This window comes from Luteibacter sp., assembly GCF_036500425.1.
In the GTDB taxonomy this organism is placed as follows: domain Bacteria; phylum Pseudomonadota; class Gammaproteobacteria; order Xanthomonadales; family Rhodanobacteraceae; genus Luteibacter.
The window spans coordinates 41,209-54,086 of record NZ_DASYCB010000034.1 but is presented as its reverse complement, the minus strand read 5'-3'; the positions used below and the strand labels follow the sequence as shown (position 1 = coordinate 54,086).

15 protein-coding genes are annotated in these 12,878 nt (G+C 65.5%); 9 read left to right on the top strand and 6 right to left on the bottom strand.

What is annotated here, in order from left to right; translation table 11 throughout:
* Positions 1-12 precede the first annotated feature (12 nt).
* A complete protein-coding gene (gene recR, locus VGN46_RS08565; RefSeq protein ID WP_331642706.1) occupies positions 13-615 on the top strand; it encodes a recombination mediator RecR in 603 nt (200 codons plus the stop codon).
* Positions 616-637: 22 nt separating this feature from the next.
* Complete coding sequence (locus tag VGN46_RS08560; RefSeq protein ID WP_331642704.1) at positions 638-982, top strand: histidine triad nucleotide-binding protein; 345 nt, start codon at positions 638-640, stop codon at positions 980-982.
* A 114-nt stretch (positions 983-1,096) separates the two neighbouring features.
* On the opposite strand, the gene VGN46_RS08555 is transcribed toward VGN46_RS08560, so the two are convergent.
* From VGN46_RS08555 to VGN46_RS08540, 4 genes are read right to left on the bottom strand one after another with little or no spacing between them, the layout of a single operon-like run.
* Positions 1,097-1,693 carry a Slp/YeaY family lipoprotein gene (locus VGN46_RS08555; RefSeq protein WP_331642702.1) on the bottom strand — a complete coding sequence of 199 codons (597 nt, stop codon included), beginning with the start codon at positions 1,691-1,693 and terminating at the stop codon, positions 1,097-1,099.
* A gap of 41 nt (positions 1,694-1,734) precedes the next feature.
* Positions 1,735-3,732, bottom strand: a complete 1,998-nt coding sequence (locus VGN46_RS08550) for a DUF3488 and transglutaminase-like domain-containing protein (RefSeq protein WP_331642700.1) — start codon at positions 3,730-3,732, stop codon at positions 1,735-1,737.
* On the bottom strand, positions 3,729-4,685 hold the full coding sequence (locus tag VGN46_RS08545; RefSeq protein WP_331642698.1) for a DUF58 domain-containing protein: 957 nt from the start codon (positions 4,683-4,685) through the stop codon (positions 3,729-3,731). The genes VGN46_RS08550 and VGN46_RS08545 overlap by 4 nt, the downstream gene beginning before the upstream one ends.
* Entirely contained in the window at positions 4,685-5,626 is a 942-nt protein-coding gene (locus VGN46_RS08540) for an AAA family ATPase (protein ID WP_414675240.1), read from the bottom strand. Before VGN46_RS08540 ends, VGN46_RS08545 begins: the two co-directional genes overlap by 1 nt.
* A gap of 5 nt (positions 5,627-5,631) precedes the next feature.
* On the opposite strand from VGN46_RS08540, the gene VGN46_RS08535 reads away from it, so the two are divergent.
* Entirely contained in the window at positions 5,632-7,260 is a 1,629-nt protein-coding gene (locus tag VGN46_RS08535; protein ID WP_331642696.1) for an ArnT family glycosyltransferase, read from the top strand.
* Here VGN46_RS08535 and VGN46_RS08530 read toward each other — a convergent pair.
* A complete protein-coding gene (locus tag VGN46_RS08530; RefSeq protein ID WP_331642694.1) occupies positions 7,228-7,809 on the bottom strand; it encodes a Maf family protein in 582 nt (193 codons plus the stop codon). The genes VGN46_RS08535 and VGN46_RS08530 overlap by 33 nt on opposite strands.
* A gap of 3 nt (positions 7,810-7,812) precedes the next feature.
* Positions 7,813-8,259 (bottom strand): hypothetical protein, encoded by a 447-nt coding sequence (locus VGN46_RS08525; RefSeq protein ID WP_331642692.1) that lies wholly within the window; start codon positions 8,257-8,259, stop codon positions 7,813-7,815.
* A 156-nt stretch (positions 8,260-8,415) separates the two neighbouring features.
* On the opposite strand from VGN46_RS08525, the gene VGN46_RS08520 reads away from it, so the two are divergent.
* The 6 genes from VGN46_RS08520 to fabF all read left to right on the top strand — a co-directional run bounded on the left by VGN46_RS08520 (position 8,416) and on the right by fabF (position 12,871).
* Positions 8,416-8,934 (top strand): YceD family protein, encoded by a 519-nt coding sequence (locus VGN46_RS08520; protein WP_331642690.1) that lies wholly within the window; start codon positions 8,416-8,418, stop codon positions 8,932-8,934.
* An 18-nt stretch (positions 8,935-8,952) separates the two neighbouring features.
* On the top strand, positions 8,953-9,147 hold the full coding sequence (rpmF, locus tag VGN46_RS08515; RefSeq protein ID WP_139983614.1) for a 50S ribosomal protein L32: 195 nt from the start codon (positions 8,953-8,955) through the stop codon (positions 9,145-9,147).
* Between the two features lie 166 nt (positions 9,148-9,313).
* The gene (gene fabD / locus VGN46_RS08510; protein WP_331642688.1) at positions 9,314-10,255 is read left to right on the top strand and encodes an ACP S-malonyltransferase; all 942 of its coding nucleotides are present in this window, start codon (positions 9,314-9,316) and stop codon (positions 10,253-10,255) included.
* Between the two features lie 32 nt (positions 10,256-10,287).
* Entirely contained in the window at positions 10,288-11,031 is a 744-nt protein-coding gene (fabG, locus tag VGN46_RS08505; RefSeq protein ID WP_331642686.1) for a 3-oxoacyl-ACP reductase FabG, read from the top strand.
* A 162-nt stretch (positions 11,032-11,193) separates the two neighbouring features.
* Complete coding sequence (gene acpP, locus VGN46_RS08500) at positions 11,194-11,433, top strand: acyl carrier protein (RefSeq protein WP_331642684.1); 240 nt, start codon at positions 11,194-11,196, stop codon at positions 11,431-11,433.
* Positions 11,434-11,581: 148 nt separating this feature from the next.
* On the top strand, positions 11,582-12,871 hold the full coding sequence (fabF, locus tag VGN46_RS08495) for a beta-ketoacyl-ACP synthase II (protein ID WP_331642682.1): 1,290 nt from the start codon (positions 11,582-11,584) through the stop codon (positions 12,869-12,871).
* Positions 12,872-12,878: the final 7 nt, after the last annotated feature.

The following is a 12,878-nucleotide window of genomic DNA, read 5'->3' as shown; positions in this document are numbered from 1 at the left end:
GCCAGGCACACGATGAGTAACGGTTCCCGCCTGCTTGGCGAATTGATCGATGCCCTGCGTTGCCTGCCGGGCGTCGGCGCCAAGAGCGCGCAGCGCATGGCATTCCACCTGCTCGAGCGTGAGCGGCAGGGTGGCCTGCGCCTTGCGTCAGCGCTTGAGTCCGCGATGCGCGATGTAGGTAACTGCACGCGCTGCCGCAACTTCAGCGAAACGCCAGTCTGCACGCTGTGCGCCAGCGCGACACGTGACCGCCAGGTGCTGTGCGTTGTTGAATCCCCCTCAGACCTGGCCGCGATCGAGCAGGCTACGGGTTTCCGTGGCCACTATTTCGTGCTGCTTGGGCGGTTGTCGCCGCTGGATGGGCTGGGCCCGGAAGAGCTGGGTCTGCCGCTGCTCGTGGAGCGGTTGGGGGAGGGTGATGTCGAGGAAATGATCATCGCGACCAACCCTACCGTCGAAGGCGAGGCCACGGCGCATTACATCGGACAGCTGGCCAAGGCCGCAGGCATCCGTGCGACCCGTCTTGCCCACGGCGTACCGCTGGGCGGCGAGCTTGAGTTCGTCGATCGTGGCACGCTGGCGCACGCCTTCGGAAGCCGGCAATCGCTCGGCTGACCTGATCCAGGAGATCGTAGTAGTGACCGATACCATTTTCGCCAAGATCGTCCGCCGGGAAATCCCTGCCGATATCGTCTACGAAGACGACGATGTGCTGGCGTTCCGCGACCTGAATCCGCAGGCGCCGGTGCATGTCCTCTTCATCCCCAAGCGGGCGATCGCCACGCTGGACGATGCGATGCCGGACGATGCCGGGCTGCTCGGTAAGCTGCTGCTCGCCGCGGCCGCCTATGCGCGGGCGCAGGGCCTTGCAAAGGACGGCTACCGCACGGTAATCAACACCAACAGCCACGGCGGGCAAACGGTATTCCACATCCATGTCCACCTGCTCGCCGGCCGCCAGATGCACTGGCCCCCAGGCTGATCATGTAGGAGCGCGCTTGCGCGCGATGGGGCTTGCCGTAACCCCTATCGCGCGCATGCGCGCTCCTACACAGGCACAAAAAAGCCCGGCGGTTGCCGGGCTTTTTTGTGTGGCTTATTTGTGCGGGCGCGGTGGCGGTGCCTGGCGGATGATCACGGTGCGCGGGCGGTACCAGAACGGGTCGCCCCAGGGACCGTAACCGTACGGACCGTAGCCCGGGCCCCAGCCTGGCCCCCAGAACGGGTCGTAGAAGCCCGACGGGTACCGGTTGATGGGAACGCGCTTCGGCCACAGGTAGACCACGTCAGCTTCGACACGGGGGTAGGCATAGTCGAAATCACCCACCTTCTGCGAGACGGCGCCATGCAGCGTGCCGGTCACGGTGATCTCGCGGCCACGGGTGAACACTTCCGGATCATAGAACCCATCACGGCATGCGACGAAGCGGCCCTGGCTTTCCGCCTTGGTGGCGGTCGGGCGGGCTTCATCATCAAGCGGTTGCGAGAGCACGAAGAAGCAGGTCTGCTGCGGACCCGGCTCGGTCTTGATGATCTCGCCACCCCAGCGCACCTTGGCGCCTGGGGCGCCGCCCTGCTGGGCGTTGACGGTGGTGACATCGTTGAACTGGCCCTGCAGCGGCTGCGGTACCGTGGCGCACGCGCCCAACGCAAGGGTGGCAGCGGCGACGGCCAACGGTTTGTACATGGACATGTCACTCTCCTCGGGGCGACGGGCACAGCCGCCGCCATGACCTATTTGACCACGCCACGCGTCCGGAATTCCCTCACCGCCTGCCGAAACTGTTTGACTAGTTCAGGTGGCGGTTCGTCGTGGGCGTAACGTGAACTCAAGTAAAGCTCGCTCAACCTTTCCAGGGCATTTCGATGCGCAGGCAGTGAGCGGGCCGCCCTCGCCATGAAATGCCTTGGGCCTTCGCCCGTACGACGCGCCACGCCAGCACGGGCGAGCTTCCGCTGCAGGCGCTGCATCAATGCGTCCAACGCATCGCCTTCACGTCGCTGGAACAACGCCCAGCCTAACGCGCTTGCGATGAGGAAGGTGCAGCCTACGGCTAAGATTACCGCGAGGTCGCCCACATCGGTGCGGCGGATGCCAAACGGCTGCAGCATGCCTCGCTGGCGCAACGCGTCGAAACCATTAACGGCCTGGTTCCACCATTGGTTGACCACATCCCAGCGATCGCGCAGCGGCCGCAGCCAGCCACCATCGAAGAACGAAACGCCGTCACCGCTTGCCGATGCGGCGGACGCGGCGCCCTGGCTGACGCGTTCCGGACGCACGGCGCCGGTCGGGTCAAAACGCACCCAGCCCCGCCCGGCGATCCATAGTTCGGTCCAGGCATGCGCATCGGATCGCCGTACCAGCAGGTATGAGCCGAGACGATTCCAGTAGCCGCCTTGATAACCGGTAACGACGCGCGCGGGCACGCCCGCGGCGCGCATGAGGAACGTGAAGCTCGACGCGTAGTACTCGCAGAAGCCTTCACGCGTACCGAACAGGAAATCGTCGATACGATCCGCGCCGAGGGGAGCAGGGGCGAGCGTGTAGCGGAAGCCTCCATCGCGAAACATCCCGAGCGCGGCACGTGCGATGGCCATCGCGTCGTGGTTGTACTGGCTTGCCCAACCCTGGGCCAGCTCCCTCGCACGCGGCCCCACCGCCGGCGGCAGTTGCAAGGCGGCGCGCCGAAGTGCGGGGCTTAACTCAGGGTCGAGCGTGTAATCCACCGTGGCGGCCGCATCGTAGCTCTTCGTCGCCTGCACCCGTTGGTTCGCCAGGACGGTCCGGTCGTATTGAAGTGCGGCATCGGTGGGCGCCGCAAACGGCATGTCGAGCATCGGCAGGATGCGTTGCTGGGTGGGCTCCATCGTGACGTGATAGTTGAAGCGCGGGCGGGCCCCGGCGGCATCGCTGGCAGGCGAGTAGGCGCGAAAGCCGGAACTCCACTGATGGCCGTCGAAGTAAAGCATGGTGTACGCGCGGAAGTAGCGTCCTTCGGCGGCCGGTACCGGGCCATCGAACGAGATGCGCAAGGCCGGGGTGTCGTCGACCAGAAGCTCGCCCATGTCACCTGGCGACATGGTACTGGCCAGGCCGGTCACGGCCCGTTGTGCGTTCGGCGCCCCCCAGAGTGGGGACTCCAGCCTGGGAATAAACAGGAACGCGAAGGCGGCGAGGGGAATGGACGCGGCGAGCATCCCCAGCACCGGCACGAATTCAGTGCGCCATGGTTCGCGCGGTGGCGCAACCTCCTCGATGGCGCGCAGTGTTCCCAGTGCCGGGAAGAGACCCAGCGCCACCACGACGGTGGCTACCAGCGACTGATTGAAAAGCAGCGCGCTCATCAGGGCGAAGCCGCCAAAGGCGATGCCGACCCGGGCATCACGGCGATGCTCGGTCTCCAGCGTTTTCAACACGAGGAGCCCGGTGGCAAACGCGGCACCCGGCTCGCGGCCGAACAACGTGCCGTAGGTGGCAACCACGACGGCCAGCAGCAGGCCGACCACCGGCAGTTTGATCCACATGGAAACGGGACGGCCGCCCCGGTTTCGATGCCGCCAGCGCCATGCCAGCGCGGCAGCCAGCGTCGCCGAGAACCACCAGGGCAGGTGCGTGGCATGCGTGGCAAGGACGAAAGCCATGCTGAGGCACAACAGGTTGAACGGGCGTGCGGCGAGCCGTGGCTCGGTATCCAGCCGTGGAGCAAGCGAAAGTCGAAAGCGGGTCATGGCCGCAGGGCCAGCGCGGTCATGCAGCGATGGTAATGCTCATCGCCTTGAGCAATATCGAAATACGCATCGGGCAAGCGCAGGCTCCAGCGTCTGCCGTCGTCATGGGCTTCATCGATCCAGCGTGCGAGCCGGGCGATCCGCGACTCATCGTCGAGGCCGCGCACGCTATCCCAGTCCAGGCGCCAGTCCTCCTGCGGCGCCGGTTGCTCCATGTCCTTCACCAGCAGGCTGTGGTGGCGGGCGCTGAGCTTCCACGCGATCTGCCTGCGCGGGTCACCCGGCCGGTAGGTCCGTAGCGATGCCAGCTCATCGCCGACGCGCGGTCGGCCACGATCGGCGTCTCCCTGGGGTTCAAAAGGGGAAGGGCCCATCGCTTCGGGCATGGGGTAGATCAGCACCGTGCTATCCGGGTGGATCCAGCTCCAGGCGCGGAACAAGCCCAGTGGCCACCGTGTGTGGATGCGGATGCGCGGCAGGGGCAACCAGCCGCGGCGTTCGGCATGCAGTTCAAATTCGACGGCCGTTTGCGCTCCCGCGGGAACGTTCAAAGCGTGCTCGCTCCCCGCGATGTCCATCCGAACGGCGCTGCGCGCGTGCTGCTTTGCCGAGAGATCGAGTGACAGGCGTACACGTTCGCCTACGCGGGCGGTATCCGCCCGCAAGGTGCTGATCGCCAGCCCGTTGAGCACGCGGAAGGCCACTAACATGCTGCCTGCGGTGGCCGCACCGAGCAGGCAGGTGAGCATGAGCGCGGCATTGTTGGCGTAGTTGAGTGCGCCGATCAGCATCACGCCCAGCAACACGGCGAAGCCGAGCCCGAACCCGGTGGGCACGATATAGATGCGTCGCCGGTGCAGGACGATGGGCAACGCCTCACGTGGGCGCAGCCGGGTGAGGGCGGGCAGCCGCCGTTCGGCCCACGCCAGTATCCGCGGCGCCGCGCGTTCCATCAGGGCACCGGCGTCTCGGCGAGGAGCGCACGGGCAATCGCTTCGCGGTGGCTGCCGCGACCCGGCACGAGTCGGTGCGCCGCGGCGGGGATGAAGACCGTTTGCACATCTTCAGGAATCACGTGGTCGCGGCCGCTGAGCATGGCCCAGGCGCGCGACGCCGCCAGGATCGCCAGCCCGGCGCGGGGCGACAGGCCCACGCGTACCTCGCTGTGCTTCCGGCTGGCCGCGAGTAGCGCCTGGAGGTAGTCGAGCAGGGTGCTGGTGGTCTTGATGCCTTGCGCGGCAGCACGCAGGTGGGCGATCGCTTCGGCGTCCAGGCGTGGCCTCAGCGTGGCCATCATGTCCCGCCGATCCTCGCCGATCAGCAGCGCACGCTCCGCGGCAGGATCGGGATAGTCGAGTGACAGGCGCAGCATGAAGCGGTCGAGCTGCGAATCCGGGAGGGGGAACGTGCCGGCCAGGTCGAGTGGATTCTGGGTGGCCACGACGAAGAATGGCGTCGGCAAATCATGCGTGGTGCCATCCACGGTCGCCTGGCCTTCGGCCATGGCTTCGAGGAGTGCGCTCTGTGATTTTGGCGTCGCGCGGTTGATTTCATCGGCGAGCAGCAGGCTGGTGAAGATCGGGCCTGGGTGGAAACGGAACTCGCCCGTCTCGCGCTCGTACACGCTCACCCCGATAATGTCCGAGGGCAGCAGGTCGCTGGTGAACTGGATACGCTGGAATGCCAGGTCGAAGGTCGCGGCTAGCGCATGTGCAAGCGTGGTTTTGCCCACGCCCGGAACATCCTCCAGCAACAGGTGGCCGCCGGCTACCAGGCAGGTGAAGGCGAGCTTGACCTGGCGCGGCTTGCCGAGCAGGACACCGTTGACCTGCGCAAGGGCCGCATCCAGTCGGTGGCGCAGCATTTCGTCGTTAAGTGGAGTAATGGCAGACATGATCGATGCGTGTGGCCCCCGGCCTGGCCATATCGATGGATGAGCCGTCGAGTGTAGCGGTGCGCGCGCGGCGCTGGCGAGGTGTGTTCCTCGGTCTGTTCGTCCTGGCCTGTGCCTGCAAGGTGGTCATAGCGGCCACCTTGTCCCCCTTCGGTGATGAGGCCTTTTATTGGCAGGAGAGCCTGCGGCCGGCGTGGGGCTATAGCGACCTGCCGCCGCTCACCGCTTGGCTCATCGGTGCCTCCGAAGCCGTTTTCGGGCATGGGCTGCTCGCCATGCGCTTGCCCTTCCTGGTGCTGGGCGCGCTGGTGCCGTGGCAGGTCGCCTCGTTGGCCTGGCGCGGCGGTGATGCGGCGGCCGGTTGGCAGGCGGCCACCTTCGCGCTGCTGCTCCCGCTTGTCGGGAGCCTGGGGGTGCTGGCGCTGCCGGATGTGCCCCTGACCTTCGCCATCCTTCTCGCTACGCAGGGCTTGGTGCTTGCGCTTGAGACGAATCGTAGTCGTCATTGGCTCTTGCTCGGTGCCGGTCTGGCGATGGCATGGGCGACCCATTACCGCGCGGCCATGGCGATGCTGGCCGGCCTCGTCTTTCTCGCGGCGATGCCGCGGGGGCGCACCGCATGGCGCCGTCCCGGGCTGTGGCTCGCGATGCTGGTGGCGGCGGCAGGACTCCTCCCGATCGTTATCTACAACATGGGCGCGCACGGTGCAGGCGTGGCGTTCCAGCTGGTGGAGCGCAATCCGTGGCAATTCCACGTGGACGCCGTGGTGCAGCCGCTGGAGCAGGCGGTCGCCTGCACGCCGCTGATGTACGCCTTGCTGTTGTGGGCGTTATGGAAGGCGTGGCGGCAGCGAGGCACCGCCCCGCTTGATGTGCTCTGCGCGCTGGCCGGCACGTTCGTCGTCGCTTACTTCGTCCTCGGGCTGTTCGCCGACGATCTGCGTTTTCGTGCCCATTGGCCGCTGCCGGCTTATATCCTGCTCTGCGCGGCGTTGCCCGGCTTGCTTGCCTCGTCGTCAACGCGGATGCAGCGTTTTGCGACGATCGCGATGGGCGTCGCCGGCCTGGGCCTGGCCGTGGGGTTTGCCTACCTGGGACTTGCGGCGTCTCCGCGCGGGGCGGTCGCGCTAGCCAGTGCAAAAGCCTTCCCTGCGAATTTCGTTGGCTGGCGCGAAGCCTCGGCCGCGTTGCCACCCCGGCCCGGGAGCATGTTGCTCGTCGCCGATAACTTCATGCTCGCCGCCGAGCTACGCTTCGCCATCGGCCCCGCGGCAACGGTGTACTCACTGGATAGCCCGCTTAATGTGAAGCATGGCCGTGCGCCACAGTTGCATGCGTGGCGGCTGGATGAAGCCGCGTTGCGCGAACACGCCGGCGCGCCGGTCCTGCTCGCCGTGGACGAAACCGCGCTGCGTGATCGTGAGGCACGTGACTGGCTCGGCACCGTCTGTGCACGTGTCGACATCATCCGCCCGCTGGCTCGCGTCGATGCGTTTGCCGGGCGTCGGCGGTTTGCCTTCTACGAAGCACGAGCGAAGGCAAGCACGGGCGCCCCCGGCAATCCGGACGATTGCATCGTATGGATGCGCGCCTACCGCGCTTCAGGGCAGGGCGATACCCGCGGCGCGCAGTAGCCGTGACGTCGCGATAAGCGGCAGCCCGATGAGTGCCGTCGGGTCGTCGTTGTTGATGCGTTCGAACAGGGTGATGCCCAGGCCTTCGCATTTGAAGCTGCCGGCGCAATCCAGTGGGCGTTCGCGTTCCACATAGCGCACGATGTCGTCGTGCGAGAGCGTGCGGAAGGTCACGCGTGTTTCGTCCACATGCGCATGCGCACCACCGTCCGCATCCAGGATGCAGACCGCGGTGTGGAAGATCACCTGCTGCCCCGAACTCGCCTCGAGCTGGCGGTGCGCCGCGTGTACCGTGCCTGGCTTGTCGAGCACCGTACCGTTGAGGTCGGCGACCTGGTCGGAGCCGATGACGATATGCCCGGGGTGGGTTGCGGCGACCGCGCGTGCCTTGGCTTCGGCAAGGCGCGCGGCACGGGCAGCGGGCCGTTCGCCATCGAGCGCCGCCTCGTCGGTTCCCGGCGCGGCTTGGGTGAAGTCATCGAACAGGCGGCGGAGGAGGGTGGCCCGGTAGGCCGAGGTCGAGGCAAGGATAACGGTCGGCGAGGGCAAGGTTTAGCGATCCGGCTGGAAGTGTTCGCGTACGGCGGTATCGAGGGCGGTCTGGGCATCGTCCAGGGCTTGCAGGCGGGGCTCGAGCTGGTGGCGGGCTCGGACCAGTGCGCTGACGGCGTCGTCGAGTTCGCGCTGGCTGGCGCTGGGTGCCCGGTCACGAATCCATAAGCGCTGCTGGAGCAGGGCCCGCAAGCCCGAATCAACGGCTTGCTGGGCCTCCACCTCGCCCACGGCGGGCTGGTCCGGGCTGAACTGCATGACCGCATGGGCGCGCTGGAGGCGGTCGCGGCAATCCTTCAGATCAGTCTCAAGGCGATCCGCCTGATCCATCAGGTCCTGCAGGGCCCCATGCCGACGGCGCCGGCGGCGGTGGGCAAACAGCCAGCCCAGCAGCCCGGCGACAATCGCTGTCATCACGGCAAGTGCATAATATGCAAAGGAAAACACGCTAACTCTTCCCCTCGTTGGGCGTGCTGCGGCAAACTTCCCGCTCGGCACGAGTCTGCCCGAAACCCGGGTCGCATCGCAAAAACGCCGGGTGATGTTCGCCGTTGTGTCTAACCAGTTGACTTAAGGCATGTTGATGCCTACCATTTCCCGATTATGTCCGTGACTCTGCCATCGTCCGTGGACGCTTGGCGCGAAGTACGTGCGCGGCGTTCGTTCCAGGGCCAGCTTCCACTGTCGGCGTTCAAGCGCCTGGCTGATGTGGTTGCGTCGCCCGAAGGCGACGTAAGCTACGAACTGGACTTCGGTCGTGATGACCTCGGTGTCGCCTATGTGGCTGTCCGCGCAAAGGCCTCGCCGACGCTGGTCTGCCAGCGTTCCCTGGAACCCTTCCAGTTCCCGGTGGAGGTAGATGCCGTACTCGGACTGATTGTCGAAGAGCGTGAGGAGGCATCGCTTCCGCCCGGCTACGAACCGCTCCTGCTGGAGCAGGACGGCAAGCTGGATCCGCTGGCGGCGATCGAGGACGAATTGTTGTTGGCGTTGCCCCTTGTTCCGGTCAATCCGGACGCTGAGCTGCCCGAAGACGTAAACGCGCCTGAGGAAGAAGAACTGCCTTCTTCGCAGGACCCATCCGATAACCCGTTCGCGGCTCTCCGCGGACTTATTAAGTAATTTCGCTGGAGATTCGCCATGGCCGTTGCCAAGAGCCGCAAGACCCCGTCCACCCGCGGCATGCGCCGTTCGCACGATGCCCTGAAGGGCGTGCAGCTGTCGACCGACCCGACCAGCGGTGAAGTCCACCTGCGCCACCACGTGACGAAGGATGGCTTCTACCGCGGTAAGAAGGTCATCGACACCCGCGGTGCGGTTGAAGTCGAAGACTGATCTTCACGCCATGTGAAGATGTAAAGAACGGCGCACCTGGTGCGCCGTTTTTTTGTGGGAGCGGCCCTGGCCGCCATGCCTCCCGGGTTCCAAACCCATGCGAATGGTGCATTCGCCCATGGGTTGCTGGCACCATTCGCGGTTTGAACGACCGGAATCGCCCCGCATGACTTCGACCAACCCCTCGCTCGCCATCGTTTTCCCTGGCCAGGGTTCCCAGTCCGTCGGCATGCTTGCCGAACTGGCCGCCGCCCATCCCGAGGTGAAGGCTACGTTTGATGAAGCCTCCGAAGGCGCGGGTGTCGATCTTTGGGATATCAGCCAGAATGGCCCCGAAGAGAAGCTCAACAGCACCGAGAACACCCAGCCCGCCCTGCTGGCCGCCAGCGTCGCCGTGTGGCGGGTATATCTGAAGCAGGGCGGCAAGCGGCCCGCCTACCTTTCCGGACACAGCCTCGGCGAGTACAGCGCCCTGGTCGCGGCGGGTGCCCTTTCGCTCAAGGATGCCGCCGGGCTGGTGGCTGAGCGTGGCCGCCTCATGCAGGCGGCCGTGCCGCCTGGCGTGGGTGCCATGGCGGCCATTCTTGGTGGTGATGATGCCCAGATCGCTCAGGTGTGCGAGGAGGTGGCCCAGGGCCAGGTCGTCGCTCCTGCCAACTTCAATTCGCCTGGCCAGCTGGTGATCGCCGGCCACGCCGAGGCTGTGGATCGTGCACTGGCACGCCTGGCTGAGCTAGGTGTCAAGAAAGCCGTGAAGCTGGCCGTTTCCGTGCCCTCCCATTCCATGCTCATGCGCGATGCGGCCGACAAACTGGGCGAGAAGATGGCCGCCATTGCCTGGCAGTTGCCCTCGATCCCCGTTGTCCAGAACGCCGACGCGAAGATCCACGCCTCGCTCGATGACATTCGCGGCGCCTTGCAGCGCCAGCTCTACCTGCCGGTCCGCTGGACCGAGTGCGTCCAGGCCCTTGCGGCCAACGGCATCACCCAGGCGCTCGAGTGTGGCCCGGGCAAGGTGCTGGCCGGCCTCATCAAGCGCATCGATAAATCCGTCGAGGCCAAGGCGATTGGTACGCCGGCCGAGCTCGACGCGGCTATCCAGGCCTGATCCCCATTCCCCTGTCGTAGGACCCAAAACCCATGACCCATTCCCTGAAGGGCGAAATCGCGCTGGTCACCGGCGCCAGCCGCGGCATTGGCGCCGCTATCGCCGACCTGCTGGCAGAGCAGGGTGCCACCGTTTACGGTACCGCCACGAGCGAGGCCGGTGCCAATGCCATCGGCGAACGCCTTGCGGCGCAGGGCGGCCATGGCCGCGTGCTCGATGTGACCAACCCGGAATCCATCGATGCCCTGGTCGACGAGATCGCCAAGGCCTCCGGCGCCATCAGCATCCTCGTGAACAATGCCGGCATCACCCGCGACCAGCTCCTCATGCGCATGAAAGAGGATGACTGGAGCGCCATCATGGATACCAACCTGACCTCGGTCTTCCGTACGTCGAAGGCGGTGATGCGCGGCATGATGAAGGCCCGCAAGGGGCGCATCATCAGCATCGCTTCCGTGGTTGGCGTGACCGGCAACCCGGGCCAGGCTAACTACGCCGCGGCCAAGGCCGGCATCATCGCATTCTCGAAGTCGCTGGCCCGGGAAATCGGCTCGCGCGGCATCACCGTGAACGTGGTCGCACCGGGCTTCATCGATACCGACATGACCCGCGCCCTGCCGGAAGAGCAGCGCACGGCCCTGCTTTCGGGCATTGCCCTGGGCCACCTGGGCGAAGGGCGTGATATCGCCGAAGCCGTGGGCTTCCTGGCCTCTCCGGCCGCGAAGTACATCACCGGTGAGACCCTTCACGTCAACGGCGGTATGTACATGCCCTGACCGGCAGGGCCCGGCAGTCGCCACCGGGCCGATTTTGAGAGACAATCACCCTTTCGCGTCCGGGTTCACCCTGGCGCTATCTACGAACGGCTACGTGCTGGCGGGTATGGACCTTAGCCACTACAATGCGCCGGATTTTTCCCCTCGGGAGGTTATAGCGACATGAGCACCATCGAAGAACGCGTCAAGAAGATCGTCGTCGAACAGCTGGGCGTCAAGGAAGATGAAGTCACCAACAACGCATCGTTCGTTGACGACCTCGGCGCGGATTCGCTGGATACCGTCGAACTCGTGATGGCTCTTGAAGAAGAGTTCGAGTGCGAGATCCCGGACGAAGACGCCGAGAAGATCACGACGGTTCAGCAGGCCATCGACTACGTCACGGCTCACGTCAAGAGCTGATCAGTTGACTGGCTGTCGATCGGGGGCGCGCCTCCCGTCGAGCTCCGAGCGACATGGAAGCTGCGCCGTTATGGCGCAGTTTTCGTTTCCGCCCATCGAAACCTGCGCCTGCGTATGGTTCGCCTGGGTACAGTGAAGGAACAAATGCATGACTAAGCGACGCGTGGTAGTGACCGGCATGGGAATCATCTCGCCGGTCGGTAATGATCTCGCCACCGCCTGGAAGAATGTCGTTGAAGGCAACACTGGCATCGGCCCGGTGACCGATTTCGACGCCACCCATTACGCCACCCGCATTGCGGGCGAAGTACGTGGTTTTGATCCAGTGGAAGCCTATTTCGCCGGTACGGATACGCCCGACGACGACCGCCGCTCCATTGCGAAAGACTTCAAGCGGATGGATCCCTTCATCCACTACGGCATCGTCGCGGGCACGCATGCGTTCCGCCAGTCCGGCCTCGTCATCACCGATGAGAACGCCGGCCGCGTCGGCGTTGCCGCCGGCGCAGGCATCGGTGGCCTCCATACCATTGAAGCCACCGCGCTCGAGCTTGAGGCGAAGGGCCCGCGCAAGGTGTCGCCGTTCTTCGTGCCGAGCTCCATCATCAACATGGTGGCGGGCAATCTTTCGATTTATCACGGCATGAAGGGCCCGAACATCGCCCTCGTGTCGGCGTGCACCACCGCTGCGCACAATATCGGCATGGCCATGCGCCTGATCCAGTACGGCGATGCCGACGCGATGCTGGCCGGTGGCGCCGAGTTCGCCACCACGCCGACGGCGATGGCGGGCTTCTGCTCGGCCAAGGCCATGTCCACCCGCAACGACGATCCCGTGCACGCCAGCCGTCCCTGGGATACGGGCCGTGATGGCTTCCTGCTGTCCAACGGCGCGGGCATGCTCATGCTCGAGGAATACGAGTTCGCCAAGGCACGCGGCGCCAACATCCTGGCCGAGCTCATCGGTTTCGGCATGAGCGGCGACGCGTACCACATCACTTCGCCCAGCGGCGATGGTGCGGAACTGGCGATGCGTAACGCGCTGCACGATGCTGGCCTCAAGCCGGAAGACGTGCAGTACGTGAACGCGCACGGCACCTCCACGCCGGTGGGCGACCTGGGTGAAGCCAAGGCCATCCGCAACGTGTTCGGCGAACATGCGACGAAGAAGGGCAAATTCGCTGTCAGCTCCACCAAGTCGGTGACGGGGCATCTCCTCGGTGCCGCGGGCGGCGTCGAAGCGATCTTCTCGATCCTGGCCCTGCGCGACGGCATCATGCCGCCGACCATGAACCTCGAGAACGTCGATCCGGAAGTCGCGGCGCTGGGCATGGATCTCGTGCCCAACAAGGCCGAGAAGGCCGATCTCACGGTCGTCATGTCCAACTCGTTCGGCTTCGGTGGCACCAACGGCACGCTCATGTTCCGTCGCGTCTGACACCTGC

What these genes read in the sequence shown, in the direction of transcription:
- VGN46_RS08545 (WP_331642698.1), bottom strand. Translation starts at nt 4,685, where the DNA reads ATGGAACGCGCGGCGCCGCGGATACTGGCGTGGGCCGAACGGCGGCTG.
- fabG (WP_331642686.1), top strand. Translation starts at nt 10,288, where the DNA reads ATGACCCATTCCCTGAAGGGCGAAATCGCGCTGGTCACCGGCGCCAGC.
- rpmF (WP_139983614.1), top strand. Translation starts at nt 8,953, where the DNA reads ATGGCCGTTGCCAAGAGCCGCAAGACCCCGTCCACCCGCGGCATGCGC.
- VGN46_RS08520 (WP_331642690.1), top strand. Translation starts at nt 8,416, where the DNA reads ATGTCCGTGACTCTGCCATCGTCCGTGGACGCTTGGCGCGAAGTACGT.
- VGN46_RS08540 (WP_414675240.1), bottom strand. Translation starts at nt 5,626, where the DNA reads ATGTCTGCCATTACTCCACTTAACGACGAAATGCTGCGCCACCGACTG.
- acpP (WP_331642684.1), top strand. Translation starts at nt 11,194, where the DNA reads ATGAGCACCATCGAAGAACGCGTCAAGAAGATCGTCGTCGAACAGCTG.
- VGN46_RS08535 (WP_331642696.1), top strand. Translation starts at nt 5,632, where the DNA reads ATGCGTGTGGCCCCCGGCCTGGCCATATCGATGGATGAGCCGTCGAGT.
- VGN46_RS08555 (WP_331642702.1), bottom strand. Translation starts at nt 1,693, where the DNA reads ATGTCCATGTACAAACCGTTGGCCGTCGCCGCTGCCACCCTTGCGTTG.
- fabD (WP_331642688.1), top strand. Translation starts at nt 9,314, where the DNA reads ATGACTTCGACCAACCCCTCGCTCGCCATCGTTTTCCCTGGCCAGGGT.
- recR (WP_331642706.1), top strand. Translation starts at nt 13, where the DNA reads ATGAGTAACGGTTCCCGCCTGCTTGGCGAATTGATCGATGCCCTGCGT.
- VGN46_RS08550 (WP_331642700.1), bottom strand. Translation starts at nt 3,732, where the DNA reads ATGACCCGCTTTCGACTTTCGCTTGCTCCACGGCTGGATACCGAGCCA.
- fabF (WP_331642682.1), top strand. Translation starts at nt 11,582, where the DNA reads ATGACTAAGCGACGCGTGGTAGTGACCGGCATGGGAATCATCTCGCCG.